The following is a 17,439-nucleotide window of genomic DNA, read 5'->3' as shown; positions in this document are numbered from 1 at the left end:
ACCCCATGCCGAACTCAGAAGTGAAACGCCGTAGCGCCGATGGTAGTGTGGGGTCTCCCCATGCGAGAGTAGGGAACTGCCAGGCATCAAATAAGTGAAGAAGCCCCGCACGAAAGTGCGGGGCTTTTTTACGTCCGCACTTTGCCACGTTAAGCTGAAACATTTTCATTTTCTGCATCAAACCTCGACATCTTACAACGATCAGGCTAATGTTGGGCATCCAGATGTCTAAACGTTTATATGGTTGTAAGAGGTGAGCAGGTTATGCCAATCAGGGTTCCCGACGAATTACCGGCAGTGAATTTTTTGCGTGACGAAAATGTCTTTGTGATGACATCGTCGCGCGCCAGTGTTCAGGAGATCCGCCCGCTTAAAGTGCTCATACTGAATCTGATGCCGAAAAAGATCGAAACGGAGAATCAGTTTCTGCGTCTGCTTTCCAACTCGCCCTTACAGATCGATATTCAGCTGCTGCGCATCGACAGCCGCGAGTCACGCAATACGCCCACTGAGCACCTCAACAACTTCTACTGCAATTTTGAAGATATCCAGCATGATAACTACGATGGCTTAATCGTGACAGGTGCGCCACTCGGGCTGGTTGATTTTAATGATGTCGCTTACTGGCCACAGATTCAGCGCGTTCTGCACTGGGCCAATGAGCATGTCACCTCAACCCTGTTTGTCTGTTGGGCGGTTCAGGCTGCGCTTAACATTCTGTATGGCATTCCCAAGCAAACCCGGCATAACAAACTGTCTGGCGTCTATGAGCATCAGATACTGCATCCCCATGCGTTACTGACCCGCGGTTTTGATGATAATTTCCTCGCACCGCACTCACGCTATGCTGATTTTCCCACTCATTTGATAACGGATTACACCGATCTTGAGCTGTTTGCTGAATCGGAACAAACCGGTGCCTATCTGATGGCGAGTAAAGACAAACGTCTGGTGTTTGTTACCGGTCACCCGGAATATGATGCCCTGACGTTGTCTGGTGAGTATCATCGCGATTATGAAGCGGGAGTGAATCCGGAAGTCCCTTATAACTATTTCCCGCAGGATAATCCGGTATTGCCACCCCGCGCCACCTGGCGCAGTCACGGTAATCTGCTGTTCTCGAACTGGCTCAACTACTACGTTTACCAGATCACGCCGTTCGATCTGCGTCACATGAACCCAACGCTGGAATAGTCCCGGCTGAAGATCAACTGAACCGTGTTAGCCGATGGCAACACGGTTTTTTTTCGCCTGTAAAACGTTAAATGAAACCAATTCCTTTAATGGATTAAAGTTTTATTGCAGATAAAACATCAGGATAGATTAATTTGTATTTAAAAATGGAAATAGTTTTTGATTTAAAAAAATAAATGCTTATGCTCTGATCCTGTAGCTCACAAAATAAACACCGTGTGGATCCGCTGCTTTCGATCCTTTGAATACAGGAGAACGCCAGCATGACAGACTCAGTGATCAGCCATACCCTGATTTTCAGCCAGCCCTTTAGCCATGCAGAACAGCAACTGTTAACGCCCGAGGCTGTTTCTTTTTTAGAGTCTCTGGTCGCACGCTTTGCACCGCAACGCGAAGAGCTGTTATCGGCTCGCCAGCAGCGTCAGCAGCAATATGACCAGGGCTATCTGCCAGACTTCGATATGGAAACGGCTTCCATAAGAGCCAGTGAATGGCGTATTCAATCTATTCCGGCAGATTTAGAAGATCGTCGGGTCGAGATCACCGGCCCACCCGATCGGAAAATGGTGATTAACGCCCTGAACTCAAACGTTAAAGTCTTTATGGCCGACTTTGAGGATTCGCTGTCTCCGGAGTGGTCAACGTTGATTGAAGGGCAGTTGACACTGCGCGAAGCAGTACAGGGCACCCTGAGTTATACCAGCGACAAGGGCAAAATTTATCAGCTCGGCGCTACCCCTGCGGTACTGATGTGCCGGGTGCGCGGTCTGCATCTGTCAGAAAAACATGTCAGCTGGCAGGGGAAGGCAATTCCGGGCGGGCTGTTTGATTTCGCGCTCTATTTCTTCCACAACGTCCGGCCATTACTGGCCAAAGGAAGCGGGCCTTATTTCTATCTGCCGAAAACCGAGAGTTGGCAGGAGATCGCCTGGTGGCGTGAGATCTTCAGTTTCAGCGAGGATCAGTTCGATCTGCCGCGTGGCACGATCAAAGCCACTGTCCTGATCGAAACCTTACCCGCCGTGTTTCAGATGGATGAGATCCTGTGGAATCTGCGCGATCACATTGTTGGCCTCAACTGTGGCCGCTGGGATTACATCTTCAGCTATATCAAAACCCTGAAACAGCATGCGGATCGCGTTCTGCCGGATCGCCAGTCCGTCACCATGTCTCAGCCGTTCCTGGACGCTTATTCGCGACTGCTGATTAAAACCTGTCATCGGCGGGGGGCTTTTGCGATGGGCGGGATGTCAGCGCTCATCCCCGCTAAAGATCCCACGCGCAATGCCTGGGTACTGCAGCGCGTGACGGAAGATAAGCAGCGGGAGGCAGGTAACGGGCATGACGGCACCTGGATTGCTCATCCTGGTCTGGCAGATACCGCGATGGCGGTCTTCAACGCTGCGCTGGGCGACCGGCCAAACCAGCTGCAGGTCATGCGGGAAGATGATGCGCCGATCACAGCGGAGCAGCTGCTGGCGCCCTGTCAGGGTGAGCGCACCGAAGCCGGTATGCGCGCCAACATCCGTGTTGCGCTGCAATATCTGGAAGCGTGGATCAGCGGTAACGGCTGTGTCCCGATTGACGGACTGATGGAGGATGCCGCCACCGCTGAGATCGCACGCACCTCAATCTGGCAATGGATTCGTCATCAGCAAATGCTGAACAACGGCCAGCAGGTCACAGCTGAACTGTTTCTGCGCTGGCTTAACGAAGAGCTGCATCTGCTGCAAAACGCGCTGGGCGAAGCCCACTTCAGCGCCGGTCGCTATGACGACGCGGCGCAGCTGATGGCTCAGATCACCACCGAGCGCGAGCTGGTTTCCTTTCTTACCCTGCCAGGCTATCGCCTGATCCCCTGAACAGAGGAGTTATTGCCATGACACGTACTCAACAGATCGATCAACTGGAACAACTCTGGCAGACCGCACGCTGGCAGGGCATTACCCGCCCTTACAGCGCAGCAGAGGTCGTCAATCTGCGCGGCTCGGTCTTGCCCGCCTGTACGCTGGCAGAGCGCGGTGCGGAAAAATTATGGGCGTTGCTGAATGGCGAGGCGAAGAAAGGGTATATCAATAGCCTGGGTGCGCTGAGCGGCGGGCAGGCACTGCAGCAGGCCAAAGCGGGCATCGAAGCGATCTACCTTTCTGGCTGGCAGGTAGCGGCGGATGCCAACGTGGCGGGGCAGATGTATCCCGATCAGTCCCTCTACCCGGTGAACTCGGTGCCGGAAGTGGTGACGCGCATTAATCAGACCTTTCAGCGCGCCGATCAGATTCAGTGGTCCAGCGGCATTGAAGCGGGGGACAGCCGCCACACCGATTTCTTCCTGCCAATTGTGGCCGATGCTGAAGCTGGTTTTGGCGGCGTGCTGAATGCGTATGAGCTGATGAAGGCGATGATTCAGGCGGGCGCGGCGGCGGTCCACTTCGAAGATCAGCTGGCAGCGGTAAAAAAATGCGGTCACATGGGCGGCAAAGTTCTGGTGCCGACTCAGGAAGCCATTCAGAAACTGGTGGCGGCACGGCTGGCTGCCGATGTGATGGGCGTGCCAACCGTGCTGCTGGCACGAACTGATGCCGACGCCGCCGATCTGATTACCTCAGACTGCGATGAATACGATCGTCCCTTTATCCAGGGCGACCGGACGGCAGAAGGCTTCTTCCGCACCCACGCCGGCATTGAACAGGCGATCAGTCGCGGGCTGGCCTATGCACCTTATGCTGACATCCTGTGGTGTGAAACCTCAACGCCGGATCTGGTGATGGCGCAGCGCTTTGCCGACGCCATTCATGCCCGTTTCCCCGGCAAGCTGCTGGCCTACAACTGTTCACCGTCGTTCAACTGGAAGAAGAACCTCGACGATCGCACCATCGCGAAGTTTCAGCAGGCGCTCAGCGACATGGGCTATCGCTTCCAGTTCATCACGCTGGCGGGCATCCACAGCATGTGGTTCAACATGTTTGATCTGGCCCACGCCTACGCCCAGGGCGAAGGGATGCGTCACTATGTTGAAAAGGTTCAGCAGCCTGAGTTCGCTGCCCGCGATCGCGGTTACAGCTTCTCTTCGCATCAGCAGGAGGTGGGAACCGGCTATTTTGATCAGGTAACCAATATCATTCAGGGCGGTAAGTCCTCGGTCACCGCGCTCACCGGTTCGACCGAAGAGCATCAGTTCTGACCCTTTTCCTCTGACTGATTCCCCGTCCGCAAACCGCGGGCGGGCGTTTACCGGAGCTGATTATGCCGCCACGCGAATCATTGATCGCCCACACTATCCTGCAGGGTTTTGATGCACAGTATGGTCGCTTTCTCGACATCACTGCTGGCGCACAGCAGCGGTTTGAGCAGGCGGAATGGCAGGCGGTGCAACATGCCATGAAGGCCCGTATTCATCTCTATGACCATCACGTCAGCCTGGTTGCCGATCAACTGCGGGTGTTGAACGGTGCGGCCAGCTGGGATGAGATGTTCTGGCTGCGGGTTAAGGACCACTATCAAAGCCTGCTGCCCGGCTATCCACGGCATGAAATTGCCGAAAGCTTCTTTAATTCTGTCTACTGCCGGTTACATGGACATGCCGATCTGCAGCCTGACCGGCTGTTTATCTTCAGCTCTCAATCCCTGACCGCACCGGTCACACCTTTGCGCCCGTTATCGCGCCGTTATCAGCCGGAGCGGGGCTGGCTGGCACTGGTGGATCAGGTGTTGAGCGATTTACCGCTGACGTTGCCGTGGCAGCAGCGCGCTCGCGACGTCGGCTGGATTGTCCGCCACCTGCAGTCGCATTTTCCCCGGCTGAACCAGGGCTGGCTCGAGGTTAACAGTGAACTCTTCTATCGTAACAAAACTGCCTGGCTGGTGGCGCGCCTGCATCTGCCGGAGGGCATCTTGCCCTGTCTGCTGCCGATCCAGCGCAGTGAAACGGGCGAACTGTGGATCGACACCTGTCTGACCGATGTGAATGACGCCAGCATTGTCTTTGGTTTTGCCCGCGCCTATTTCATGGTTTATGCGCCGGTGCCTGCGGCGCTGGTCGCCTGGCTGCAACCGATTCTGCCTGGCAAAACCCTGGCGGAGCGCTATATGGCGATTGGCTGCCAGAAGCACGGTAAAACCGAGAGCTATCGCGAGTATCTTCAGGCGCTGGCAGAGAATGAGACGGCCTTTGAGATCGCACCCGGCGTGCGCGGCATGGTGATGCTGGTCTTCACGCTGCCGGGCTTTGACTGGGTGTTCAAGGTCATCAGGGATCGCTTCGCGCCGCAAAAAGAGGTGACGGAAGCGCAGGTCCGCGCCTGTTATCAGCAGGTCAAAGAGCACGATCGCGTGGGACGTATGGCAGATACGCAGGAGTTCGAGCAGTTTGCGCTGCCGCTGTCGCGCATCTCACCGGCGCTGCTGGCAGAACTCCACGCCTGCGTGGCTGAGAAGCTGCATATCGAAGGCGATCGCCTGATTATTCGTCACCTGTGGCTGGAGCGCCGTATGCAGCCGCTTAATCTCTACCTGGCCCAGGCGAATGACGCAGAGCGGCGTCACGCGATTGAGGAGTATGGCAATGCCATCCGACAGCTGGCGGCGGCCAATATCTTTCCCGGAGACATGCTGTTTAAAAACTTCGGCATCACCCGCCATGGCCGGGTGATTTTTTACGATTACGATGAGATTCGCCCGATGCAGGAGCTGCACTTCCGGGAGGTGCCCGCGGCGCGCTATGAGGAGGATGAACTCAGCGCCGAGCCCTGGTACAGCGTCGGGCCGGACGATGTCTTCCCGGAAACCTTCCGCTATGCGTTATGCAGTGAAGCCGCTACCGGCGCATTGCTGTTGCAACTGCATGCGGAGATATTCGACGCCCGCTGGTGGCGCGCGCAGCAGCAGCGCATCGCCCAGGGGCATGTGGAAGAGGTGATCGCCTGGCGGCAGACGCAGCGTTTCAGCGTCTGCTACGGCGCAGATAAAGTTAACGACCGCTGTACGCCAGCGTAACCTGGCGCGCTTCGCGGATGACCAGTGCACCTAATTCAGTAATCCGATCGTCTGTCATGCGGGCGATGGGGCCGGAGATGGAGAGCGCGGCAAACGCCTCGCCATGTTCGTCATAGATCGGCGCGGCGACACAGCGTAGTCCAAGCGCATGCTCTTCATCATCAAACGAGAAGCCCGCTTTGCGCACCAGCGCCAGATTCTCTTTCAGACTCTGCGGCGACATCAGGGTTTTCGGCGTGTAGTAATGTAATCCTTTCTGATGGAGCAGGGCGGTGACCTGCTCATCGCCCAGGTGGGCCAGAAACGCCTTACCTGCGCCAGACGCATGCATCGGCAGCTTGCCGCCAATCGGCGCGGACATTCGCATCAGCTGGGTACACTGTACCTGATCAATGATCACCGCCTGGTGATCGCTGAGATCCAGCACCGCCAGATTCACCGTTTCACCGGACTGCTCCATCAGGCTACGCAGCACCGGGTGTACCAGCGCCAGCAGGTTACGGCTCTGCAGGAAACTGCTGCCGACCACGAAGGCGTGTGCGCCGATCGTCCACAGCCCAAGATCGCCCACCTGCCGGACAAAACCCTGCTGCTGCATGGTGCTGAGCAGGCGATGCGTGGTGGAGTTAGGCAAACCCGCCTGCTGAGCCAGCTCGGTCAGCGCTACGCTGCCATGTGAGTCAGCAATCAGCTCCAGCAGCGTCAGGCCGCGGGTCAGCGATTGCACCTGACCGCCCGCGGGTGCGGCGACAGGGGTGCCACGGGGTTTCTTGCCGCGCTTAACAGGAACCGGCGTTGCCATCATTGTTTCTCCTTTTACATTGTGGAAATCATTTTCGTTTTAATCACGCACTTTGCAAACGCTGGTTTTCTGGTCAGACCTGTACAGCCGTGACCTGAAAATCTCTCAGTCGAGGTTACTTTGTCGCCTGACCAGCTTGTGCCAGAATGAAAAACGGGCTTTTCCGCCAGCAGACTGACGTGAATGGGGCAACAGTGAGCAATAAAATCGACGCGTTAAAACAGCAGCTCGCACAACGCATTATGGTGCTGGATGGTGGTATGGGCACCATGATCCAGAGCTATAAGCTGGAAGAAGAGGATTATCGCGGCAGCCGTTTTGCTGACTGGCCTTGCGATCTCAAAGGCAATAACGATCTGCTGGTGCTGAGTAAACCGGCAGTGATCCGCGAGATCCACGACGTCTATCTGGCGGCGGGTGCGGATATCCTCGAAACCAACACCTTTAACGCCACGTCGATTGCGATGTCGGACTACCAGATGGAAAGTTTATCGGCGGAGATCAATTTTGAAGCGGCCCGCCTGGCGCGAGCCTGCGCCGATGCGTGGACGGCGAAAACGCCGGATCGTCCGCGTTATGTTGCGGGTGTGCTCGGCCCGACCAACCGCACCTGCTCGATCTCACCCGACGTCAACGATCCTGCCTACCGTAACGTCACTTTTAATCAGCTGGTGGAGGCGTACCGCGAATCGACCCGCGCGCTGGTGGAGGGCGGTTCCGACATCATCATGATTGAAACGGTGTTCGATACGCTGAATGCCAAAGCAGCCGTCTATGCGGTGCAGACCGAGATGGAAGCGCTTGGCGTTGCGCTGCCGCTGATGATCTCCGGCACTATCACCGACGCCTCCGGCCGAACGCTCTCCGGCCAGACCACCGAAGCTTTTTACAACTCGCTGCGTCACGCCGAACCGCTCTCTTTTGGCCTGAACTGCGCGCTGGGACCCGACGAACTTCGTCAGTATGTGGCGGAACTGTCGCGCATCGCTGAAGGCTACGTGACCGCCCATCCCAACGCCGGTCTGCCCAATGCCTTTGGCGAATACGATCTGGATGCGGAACTGATGGCGCAGCAGATTGGTGAATGGGCCACCGCCGGATTCCTGAACATTATTGGCGGCTGCTGTGGCACCACACCGCAACATATCGCTGCCATGGTGGCGGCGGTTGAAGGCGTCGCACCGCGTCAGTTGCCGACGATCCCGGTGGCCTGCCGTCTCTCCGGTCTGGAGCCGCTTAACATCACCGCAGAGTCACTGTTTGTTAACGTCGGTGAGCGCACCAACGTCACCGGCTCAGCAAAATTTAAACGGCTGATCAAAGAAGAGAAGTATAACGAAGCGCTGGAAGTGGCGCTGCAGCAGGTGCAGAGCGGCGCGCAGATCATCGACATCAACATGGATGAAGGCATGCTCGACGCCGAGGCGGCGATGGTACGCTTTCTGAATCTGATTGCTGGCGAACCCGATATCGCTCGCGTGCCGATCATGATCGACTCCTCAAAATGGGAGGTGATTGAGAAAGGGTTGCAGTGCATTCAGGGCAAAGGGATCGTGAACTCAATTTCGATGAAAGAGGGTGAAGCGGCCTTTATTCATCATGCGCGTCAGGTCCGGCGTTACGGCGCGGCGATGGTGGTCATGGCGTTTGACGAAGTCGGTCAGGCGGATACCCGCGCCCGAAAAATTGAGATCTGCCGCCGTGCTTACCGGATCCTCACCGAACAGGTCGGCTTCCCGCCAGAAGATATAATCTTCGACCCCAACATCTTTGCGGTCGCCACCGGCATCGACGAACACAACAACTACGCCATGGATTTCATTGGTGCCTGCGAAGATATCAAGCGCGAGCTGCCCCATGCGATGATCTCCGGCGGCGTCTCCAACGTATCGTTTTCATTCCGTGGCAACGATCCGGTGCGTGAAGCGATACATGCCGTCTTTCTCTATTACGCCATCCGTAAAGGCATGGATATGGGCATCGTCAACGCAGGCCAGCTGGCAATTTATGATGATTTGCCGGCAGAACTGCGCGAGGCGGTAGAGGATGTGATTCTTAACCGGCGGGATGATGGCACCGAGCAGCTGCTGGCGCTGGCGGAGAAATACCGTGGCGGCAAAAGCGATGGCTCGCAGGAAAAACAGCTCGCGGAATGGCGCAGCTGGGACGTGGTGAAACGGCTGGAGTATTCGCTGGTCAAGGGGATCACCGAGTTTATCGAGCAGGATACCGAAGAGGCGCGCCAGCAGGTACCACGGCCGATAGAGGTGATTGAAGGCCCGCTGATGTCCGGCATGAACGTCGTCGGTGACCTGTTCGGTGAGGGCAAAATGTTCCTGCCGCAGGTGGTGAAATCGGCGCGCGTGATGAAGCAGGCGGTGGCGTATCTGGAGCCCTTTATCGAAGCCAGTAAAGAGGCGGGGCGCAGCAACGGTAAAATCGTGCTGGCCACGGTCAAAGGCGACGTGCACGACATCGGCAAAAATATTGTCGGCGTGGTGCTGCAGTGTAATAACTACGAAATCATTGACCTTGGCGTGATGGTGCCGGGCGAAAAAATTCTCAAAACGGCGCGCGAAGTGAATGCGGACATCATCGGCTTATCAGGCCTGATTACGCCGTCGCTGGATGAGATGGTCAACATGGCGAAAGAGATGGAGCGTCAGGGCTTTACCTTACCGCTGCTGATTGGCGGCGCGACCACCTCGAAGGCGCATACCGCTGTCAAAATTGAGCAGCATTACAGCGGCCCGACGGTCTACGTGCAGAACGCCTCACGAACCGTTGGCGTGGTGTCGTCGCTGCTTTCCGCTACCTTAAAAGAGGATTTCGTCGCCCGAACCCGCAAAGAGTACGAGACCGTGCGCATTCAGCATGCACGCAAAAAGCCGCGCACGCCGCCGGTCTCGCTGCAGGCGGCGCGCGATAACGCCACCTCAATTGACTGGGAGAGTTACACGCCACCCGTGCCGCATCGTCCCGGGGTCAGCCAGGTGGAGGCCAGCATTGAAACGCTGCGCAACTACATCGACTGGACGCCGTTCTTTATGACCTGGTCGCTGGCGGGCAAATATCCCCGCATCATGGAGGATGAGGTGGTGGGTGAAGAGGCGCAGCGTCTGTTTGCCGATGCCAATGCGATGCTCGACAGATTAAGCCAGCAGTCGCTGCTGAAGCCACGTGGCGTGGTCGGTATTTTTCCGGCTAACCGGGTCGGCGATGATATTCATCTCTACAGTGATGAGCGGCGTGATGAGATTTTGTGTGTGAGTCATCACTTACGCCAGCAGACCGAAAAAACCGACTTCGCCAACTACTGTCTGGCGGATTTTGTGGCCCCGAAATCGAGCGGCAAAGCGGACTATCTCGGTGCCTTTGCGGTGACCGGCGGGCTGGAAGAAGATGCGCTGGCGGACGCGTACGATCGTCAGCATGATGACTACAACAAGATCATGGTGAAAGCGCTGGCTGACCGTCTGGCGGAAGCCTTTGCCGAATACCTGCACGAGCGGGTACGTAAGGTGATCTGGGGCTTCGCGCCTAACGAAAATCTCAGCAATGAAGAGCTGATTCGGGAAAATTATCAGGGGATACGTCCGGCGCCAGGCTATCCGGCCTGCCCGGAGCACACTGAGAAAGCCGCCATCTGGCGTCTGCTGGCGGTGGAAGAACAGACCGGCATGAAGCTCACCGAATCCTTTGCCATGTGGCCGGGCGCGTCAGTCTCTGGCTGGTACTTCAGCCATCCTGACAGCCGCTATTTCGCCGTGGCGCAGATCCAGCGTGATCAGGTGGAAGATTATGCGGCACGCAAAGGGATGTCGGTCACGGAAGTTGAGCGCTGGCTGGCGCCGAATCTCGGCTACGACGCGGACTAAATAAAAAAGCGGCCTGAGGGCCGCTTCAGACTGCTGACAAATTCAGCTCCGGTTAAATCTGGCAGCAATGAAGAAACTCAACGCGCAGGTAACCCGGTCAGAGGAGGAAAGCGTCCCGCGCCAGGGACAGCGCGGGACGAGCGGCCAGGGATGGCATTAGCGCCTTTCCGATCTGACCGGGTTCCCTGAGCAGGCGCGATCTCATTGCTATGCTTTGCTTCAGGCGTATGCTCCCTGAGCCTGCTTTCTGTTAACCGCATGAAACGGCCCTGAGGCCGCCATCTGCTTAGTTAAAGCGCGCGTCACGATCGGACGTCAGATCATATAGCTGGTACTTGCGACCCAGCATCTGACCGCCATCACGCGTCAGCGGCACCCAGTTCACCTGCGCGCGACCGCGCGTTGGCGTCACAGTGAACAGATCCATTGGGATGGAGATATAGAAGCCTTTGGTGAAGTCGCCTTCGCCATACTCTTCAGACGAGACGTTGGTTTTGGTGGCATAGACACCCACCATCACGCCGCTGTCGAAGCGCTTCGACACATCGACCGTCACACCTTTATCTTTCGCCAGATACTGACCGACGCTGGTTTTCACCAGCACATCCTGCATGAACCATGGACGCCAGTAACCCGTCAGGTTGCCGGTTGAGGCTTTATAGCGATTGAACTGCATCATGTTGTCCCAGTCACGCTGACGGACATAGTTGGCATCGACGCCCACCGCCCAGTTCGCATCGACCGGACGATAGAGCAGCTCGCCACCCACGCCGCCATACATCGTCTCCAGGTACCCGCCGTAAACCTGACCATAGAAGCCGTTACCGAGGTGGCCCATATAGTTTGCCTGCAGATCGTTGACGTAGACGTTGTTCTCAACGTAGTCGCGGATATGGGTACGCACGCGCGGCAGCGAAGAGTCCGCCGGTGCGCCGTTGTAGTTGAACTTGTCGTAGTTGTTGGCGAGGTTACCAAACAGACTACCACCCACCAGCAGGTGATCCGTCAGCCAGTAATCAGCGCTGGCCATCACGCCGACCTGATACATATAGAAGCTTTCCGGGCCGCCCACCGACTGATTCAGCACCGGCGACAGGCTGTAGTTCAGGCGATCCTGACGGATAAACATCCCCTGCTCAGTGGTACCCGGATCGACCGGTTCTTTGCGGGTCTGTTGCAGTGGCTGCTCATGGCCCAGCGGATAGCCTTCCAGATTGTTACGCAGGCTGGCGACCTGTGTCTCAGTCGTCACCTGTGGCATGTTAAAGCGCGACTCGGTGACATTGATAGTGTCGATGCCGTCAGGCAGGTGGTTCATGATGATGCGGTTCGCGCGATCCACCCCTTCACGGGTATCGCGATACTTCGTCTGCTCGCCTGACACATAGATCGTGTGACCCTGAGTCTGAATACGCGGACCATCGAGACCGGCATTGTATTTCAGATCGGTCAACTGAGTGCCCACCACCGTCGGCTCCAGCAACTTAGGTTGCGGCTGCGGATTGTAGGAAGGCTTCTCGCTGTCGATGTGCGCCTGACGCAGATCGTTGAAGTTGGTGCGAATGGTGACACCAAACATAAAGGTGTTACCGCGTTCGTAGCTGGCGTTGATGTCAGCCCAGTCGGTCACGCGATAAATCGCGCCGACGTTGAGCTTGCTGCGCTGCTCAAGGCGACCAGCAAAGTCATTCTGGTAGTCGTTGCCCTCATACTCCATTTTCAGGCGCAGCGGCTGCCAGGGCGTCTGATACTCCACGCCGCCAAACAGCGCCGTCGGACCGTGGAACATCTGCGAGCCGTTGATTGAACCCGCTTCGCCCACCTGCGGACGCTGGCAATAGCTGTCGCTGTATGAGCAGAACGGGTTCTTCACGGTGCCGCTGTTGCCGAGATAGCCCCAGCCAAGCCCCAGGGTAAAGTCGAACGGTCCCCATGCTTTGGTCGCCACCAGGTATTCGCTGTCGAACAGACCGGTACCGCCCAGATCGCGGGTGCCCACCGCCACTTCCGGCAGCCAGAAGCCCTCCTGCCACAGACGGAGTTTCAGGTCGAAGGCTTTATCTTTATAGCTCTGCGTGCCGCTGAATTCTGAGACCGCACTGTACTGACGGGTGCGCACGTCGGTATACCGCACCGTGGTCTCCAGCCAGGGAAAGAGCTGCAGTGACGCGGAGTAGTATCGGTACTGATCGTTGTCGCGTGCGTTGAGGCTGAACTCGCCCTCTTTGGCCATGCGCGCCGTCGGCACCTGCATCAGACCCACGCCGCCGAAATCGGATTGTGAAGGGCCCACCGGCTCGGGCCAGGTGTCAGCCTGCGCCTGACAGGCTGCTGCCACTGAAACAGCCAACAGGCTGAAGAGATAACGTTTTTTCATCAGTCTGGTATCCGGTGAGTCAGTACGGAAAGGATGCGTTCATTAAGATCTTCATAGCTGCCTGGCAGGCTCCATGACGAAAAGCCGAGCCAGATAATGCTGCCTGGCTCCACTTCCGCGTGGCGATGATTCCAGTAGGCAACCGGCACCTGCTGTGTGGCGCCTGAAGGTGCAATCACGGTGACAAAATTGCGTTCTGCCCCGGAGAGTGCGTCATGACCATCCAGATAGTCGCGTACTGATTTACCCGGCTGCCAGCTCACTTTGCCTGCGCCGCTCAGCGCGCCGAGCAGCAGTACAGAATCTGAGGGGGCCTGCAGATAGAGGTCATAGCTGCCTTCCAGCCGACGGTTGTCAGCCGGATGCAGACGGATCCAGTCCGGGTCGAGCGACGTGAACTGGCGACCTGCTACTTTGATGGCGCTCAGCTGGCGGATCACCTCATCAATGGCCGCCGCCCGATCGCCGCTGCTGTCGGCACGCCAGGCACGTAACGCGCCCAGCGTCTGTTGATAGTGCTGCTGTGCCACTGCGCTGGCGCCGCGCTCGGCAATAAAGGTCGCACGCCAGTCAGTGTTGACCTGCAGTGGAGGCAGAGTCACCAGCTGGGAGAGATCCGCGACCTGGCTCAGCTCAGCCTGACCGCCGTTGTGCGGTGCATGAACGATAACCTGCGCAGTTGCCTGCGCTTCTGCGGCGCTGAACAGGCTCAGCCCGGCCAGCAAAAAAGTGATTTTTTTCATGATTTCGCCGGCTTCAGAATAGTGATATCTACAGGGAAGGCGTCTGCCGCCAGCATCTGATGGGCCTGCACCACATCGCCGCTGCTGTTATCGATCCAGAAGGTGTTTTCCCACTCGCGGTTACTGCTGTCGATGCTCACCTGCTCATGCCAGACGCGGCACGGAATGCGGTTACCCGCCACGGTCAGGACTTCGTCGGTGCCGCGCTGGAAGGTTGAACGCACAGTCGCGCCGCGAACCTTGCCCTGTTCGGTCCACTGCACGATGCGGGTCCAGCCTGCACCGTTGCTGATATGCAGGCTGTCAGCGAGCGGATCCTGTTGCAGATTGCTGACGCTCAGCAGGTTATCCGGCAAGCCCAGGGTTTTAACCAGGCGGCCATGCTGTGTCACCAGCATCGCCTGATCCTGTGTCACCCATTTCTGCTGACCTTTCTCGTTGTAGCCGAGCACTACAAAAATGCGCGGACCTTCATTCAGGCGAGCATAGAGACTGGCATAGGGAAGATTGTTGACCTGTTGATCGGTAACGGTCACGTCGTCCGGACCGTTAACCGCAAGCAGCAGAGTCTGTTCAAGACCTTTTTGCGTTTGTGTACAGGCCTGCAGCAGCAGGCAAGCGAGCAGCAGAGGAAGTTGGCGCACTGTGTGTCCCTGATAAGTCATGCCAAAGTAAAAAATAACCACACAGGCGTGTGGTTATGTTTAAAGGTGCTCTGCCCGTCCCGTTCCGGCTGCAGAAATACAGGTTACGTGGCTCAGCGTCCTCACTCACCGAAGTCAGTGGTTCAGCCTCTGCCCGTTTGCTGCAGATCAGCAATCAGACGGGGGTCGGGCATCCATCAACGAGTGGTGCTCGTCGTGGTCGTGGTTGTTGTACCGGTATTTGCACCGTCACCACCGCCAGAAGCGGCAATGCCGAGCCCGACCAGCGCGCCAAGTGCACCGATACCCACAGCGGTCGACGTGCCAGCAGAGATTGCTCCCGCCTGCGCGCCAGCTGCGGTACCAGCTTCTTCCGGCGCAGCAAATGCGCTGGAAGAGACGGCAACGAAGATCAAGGCTGCACCGGCAACCATAGTTTTTTTCATAACAGCGTTTCCTGCATTGAGTGAATGAAGGATCTCTGTCCGCTGAGGTTGCAACGCAGTCAGACTGCGGCAAAATCGACAGACAGTCCCATTGCGGGCGCGTTCAGTATAGGGCAACAAAATACCAGAGTTCAGCACCGGAAAAACCAGGGTGAATAACGGGGTGGGCGCGTGATTTAATTAGCTGGATTGGGGATAACTACTTTTTATATCGGAATATTTCGGGCTGATGCCAGATATTTCGCTGCTGGCGAATCAATTGCAAAGCGTAATGTTCTTTTTTATTAATATCTGGTACGGAATAAGAATAATCAGAATTTACTCAGGATTGCTGAAACTGAATATGATTATGAATCAATAGCTAACAATAGAGATTACCCGATTTCAGGACCATTTTATACTTTATGCTGGCCCGTTCAGCGCATCGATGTTCAGAATTATCTTAGGTTATTTTAAGACTTTTCCCTGACAACCCATGATCTCCAACGATATAAACAGCCCATTCAGATGTAAAAACAGTCAAAAAAAGGGCGGCAAAGTGGCCGCCCGATGAAATTAACGCCGATTAACGCCAGGATTTATAGCGGTTAATTAAGGCATTAGTGGAGCTGTCGTGAGTGGTAACTTCGTCCTCGTTTTCCAGTTCCGGCAGAATACGGTTCGCCAGCTGCTTACCTAATTCCACACCCCACTGATCGAAAGTGAAGATATTCAGGATGGCACCCTGAGTGAAGATTTTGTGCTCATACAGGGCAATCAGCGCGCCCAGGCTGTAAGGGGTAATCTCACGCAGCAGGATGGAGTTAGTCGGGCGGTTACCTTCAAACACCTTGAACGGCACGATATGGGCTACAGACTCTGCAGATTTACCGGCATCGGTAAACTCTTTCTCTACGACGTCGCGTGACTTACCAAACGCCAGCGCTTCAGTCTGGGCAAAGAAGTTAGAGAGCAGCTTCGGATGGTGATCCGCGAGCGCATTATGGGTAATGGCCGGCGCAATAAAGTCGCACGGAACCAGCTTGGTACCCTGGTGGATCAGCTGATAAAACGCGTGCTGACCGTTGGTGCCAGGTTCGCCCCAGATGATTGGGCCAGTCTGGTAGTCCACCGGATGACCGGCACGATCCACATACTTGCCGTTTGACTCCATATTGCCCTGCTGGAAATAGGCGGCAAAGCGGTGCATGTACTGGTCGTAAGGCAGAATCGCTTCGGTTTCAGCACCAAAGAAATTGTTGTACCAGATGCCAATCAGTGCCAGCAGCACCGGCAGGTTCTGCTCAGCCGGCGCAGAGGCGAAGTGCTGGTCCATGGCATGTGCGCCGCTCAGCAGCTGCTCGAAGTTATCGAAACCAATCGAGAGAATGATCGACAGGCCGATCGCTGACCACAGTGAATAGCGGCCGCCAACCCAGTCCCAGAATTCAAACATGTTGTTGGTGTCGATACCAAATTCGCCCACCGCTTTGGCGTTGGTCGACAGCGCAGCAAAGTGTTTCGCTACGTGCTGCTGGTCGCCTGCCGTTTTCAGGAACCAGTCGCGCGCGCAGTGGGCGTTGGTCATGGTTTCCTGGGTGGTGAAGGTTTTCGATGCCACCAGGAACAGGGTGGTTTCCGGGCTGAGGTCTTTCAGCGTTTCGGCGATGTGGGTGCCGTCAACGTTAGAGACAAAATGCATGTTCAGATGGTTTTTGTACGGGCGCAGCGCTTCAGTCACCATAAACGGGCCGAGGTCAGAGCCGCCGATACCGATATTCACCACGTCGGTGATCGCTTTACCGGTATAGCCTTTCCATTCGCCGCTGATGATGCGCTCAGAGAAGCCTTTCATCTTATCCAGCACCGCGTTGACCTCTGGCATCACATCTTTGCCATCCACCAGAATCGGCGTGTTACTGCGGTTACGCAGCGCGACGTGCAGCACCGCACGATCTTCGGTGCGGTTAATCTTCTCACCCGAGAACATAGACTTAATGGCACCGCTCAGGTCGGTCTCTTTGGCCAGCGCCTGTAACTTATCGAGGGTTTCCTGGGTGATGCGGTTTTTGGAGAAATCCACCAGCATCTGATCATCAAAGGTGGCAGAGAATTTGGCAAAACGATCGGCATCCTGGGCGAACAGATCGGCAATTTCTACCGACTTCATCTGCTCAAAATGCTGTTGCAGCGCTTTCCAGGCTGCGGTTTGTGTCGGATTGATATTTTTCATGGCAACACTCTTGTTGATATTAAGAACCGTCATTCCATCGGAGGCACATCATGCCCGTTTAGCGTTTCAGTATGACCACAGTTGTAACTGAAAGGAAAAATTTTGTCAGCGCGCGCCGGACAGGCGATCTGAACGCCGCTGTTTATCGCCA

11 protein-coding genes and 1 rRNA gene are annotated in these 17,439 nt (G+C 56.3%); 6 read left to right on the top strand and 6 right to left on the bottom strand.

Annotated features, from left to right (window positions below; genetic code table 11):
• The 5 genes from rrf to aceK form a co-directional block, all read left to right on the top strand.
• Positions 1-85, top strand: a 5S ribosomal RNA gene (rrf, locus tag ACVKSX_RS18110); the annotation flags it as partial.
• 179 nt (positions 86-264) lie between these two features.
• Positions 265-1,194, top strand: coding sequence for a homoserine O-acetyltransferase MetA (gene metA / locus ACVKSX_RS18105; RefSeq protein WP_010252696.1), 930 nt, complete (start codon positions 265-267; stop codon positions 1,192-1,194).
• 263 nt (positions 1,195-1,457) lie between these two features.
• Entirely contained in the window at positions 1,458-3,056 is a 1,599-nt protein-coding gene (aceB, locus tag ACVKSX_RS18100) for a malate synthase A (RefSeq protein ID WP_354439300.1), read from the top strand.
• A gap of 17 nt (positions 3,057-3,073) precedes the next feature.
• Positions 3,074-4,375, top strand: coding sequence for an isocitrate lyase (gene aceA / locus ACVKSX_RS18095; RefSeq protein ID WP_354439298.1), 1,302 nt, complete (start codon positions 3,074-3,076; stop codon positions 4,373-4,375).
• Between the two features lie 62 nt (positions 4,376-4,437).
• Complete coding sequence (gene aceK / locus ACVKSX_RS18090) at positions 4,438-6,186, top strand: bifunctional isocitrate dehydrogenase kinase/phosphatase (protein ID WP_354439296.1); 1,749 nt, start codon at positions 4,438-4,440, stop codon at positions 6,184-6,186.
• Here the strand turns inward: aceK and iclR are convergent.
• Complete coding sequence (iclR, locus tag ACVKSX_RS18085; RefSeq protein ID WP_010252683.1) at positions 6,161-6,988, bottom strand: glyoxylate bypass operon transcriptional repressor IclR; 828 nt, start codon at positions 6,986-6,988, stop codon at positions 6,161-6,163. The genes aceK and iclR overlap by 26 nt on opposite strands.
• 194 nt (positions 6,989-7,182) lie before the next feature.
• Here iclR and metH point away from each other — a divergent pair, with 194 nt between their 5' ends.
• On the top strand, positions 7,183-10,866 hold the full coding sequence (metH, locus tag ACVKSX_RS18080; RefSeq protein ID WP_354439304.1) for a methionine synthase: 3,684 nt from the start codon (positions 7,183-7,185) through the stop codon (positions 10,864-10,866).
• A 286-nt stretch (positions 10,867-11,152) separates the two neighbouring features.
• Here the strand turns inward: metH and ACVKSX_RS18075 are convergent, their stop codons facing one another.
• The 5 genes from ACVKSX_RS18075 to pgi form a co-directional block, all read right to left on the bottom strand.
• The gene (locus ACVKSX_RS18075) at positions 11,153-13,243 is read right to left on the bottom strand and encodes a YjbH domain-containing protein (RefSeq protein WP_010672199.1); all 2,091 of its coding nucleotides are present in this window, start codon (positions 13,241-13,243) and stop codon (positions 11,153-11,155) included.
• Positions 13,243-13,986: a capsule biosynthesis GfcC family protein gene (locus ACVKSX_RS18070; protein WP_010252675.1), complete on the bottom strand. Its 744-nt coding sequence runs from the start codon at positions 13,984-13,986 to the stop codon at positions 13,243-13,245. Before ACVKSX_RS18070 ends, ACVKSX_RS18075 begins: the two co-directional genes overlap by 1 nt.
• Positions 13,983-14,630 carry a YjbF family lipoprotein gene (locus tag ACVKSX_RS18065; protein ID WP_010672200.1) on the bottom strand — a complete coding sequence of 216 codons (648 nt, stop codon included), beginning with the start codon at positions 14,628-14,630 and terminating at the stop codon, positions 13,983-13,985. The genes ACVKSX_RS18070 and ACVKSX_RS18065 overlap by 4 nt, the downstream gene beginning before the upstream one ends.
• A 197-nt stretch (positions 14,631-14,827) precedes the next feature.
• A complete protein-coding gene (yjbE, locus tag ACVKSX_RS18060; RefSeq protein WP_010252668.1) occupies positions 14,828-15,076 on the bottom strand; it encodes an exopolysaccharide production protein YjbE in 249 nt (82 codons plus the stop codon).
• 565 nt (positions 15,077-15,641) lie between these two features.
• Positions 15,642-17,288: a glucose-6-phosphate isomerase gene (pgi, locus tag ACVKSX_RS18055; RefSeq protein WP_354439293.1), complete on the bottom strand. Its 1,647-nt coding sequence runs from the start codon at positions 17,286-17,288 to the stop codon at positions 15,642-15,644.
• Positions 17,289-17,439 lie beyond the last annotated feature (151 nt).

The organism is Pantoea sp. PvP021, assembly GCF_054056055.1.
This window is presented reverse-complemented; position numbering and strand designations above follow the sequence as displayed.

Bases quoted from the DNA above. Each gene is read 5' to 3' on its own strand.
- ACVKSX_RS18075 (WP_010672199.1), bottom strand. From the start codon at position 13,243: ATGAAAAAACGTTATCTCTTCAGCCTGTTGGCTGTTTCAGTGGCAGCA.
- aceK (WP_354439296.1), top strand. From the start codon at position 4,438: ATGCCGCCACGCGAATCATTGATCGCCCACACTATCCTGCAGGGTTTT.
- ACVKSX_RS18070 (WP_010252675.1), bottom strand. From the start codon at position 13,986: ATGAAAAAAATCACTTTTTTGCTGGCCGGGCTGAGCCTGTTCAGCGCC.
- aceB (WP_354439300.1), top strand. From the start codon at position 1,458: ATGACAGACTCAGTGATCAGCCATACCCTGATTTTCAGCCAGCCCTTT.
- yjbE (WP_010252668.1), bottom strand. From the start codon at position 15,076: ATGAAAAAAACTATGGTTGCCGGTGCAGCCTTGATCTTCGTTGCCGTC.
- metA (WP_010252696.1), top strand. From the start codon at position 265: ATGCCAATCAGGGTTCCCGACGAATTACCGGCAGTGAATTTTTTGCGT.
- iclR (WP_010252683.1), bottom strand. From the start codon at position 6,988: ATGGCAACGCCGGTTCCTGTTAAGCGCGGCAAGAAACCCCGTGGCACC.
- aceA (WP_354439298.1), top strand. From the start codon at position 3,074: ATGACACGTACTCAACAGATCGATCAACTGGAACAACTCTGGCAGACC.
- pgi (WP_354439293.1), bottom strand. From the start codon at position 17,288: ATGAAAAATATCAATCCGACACAAACCGCAGCCTGGAAAGCGCTGCAA.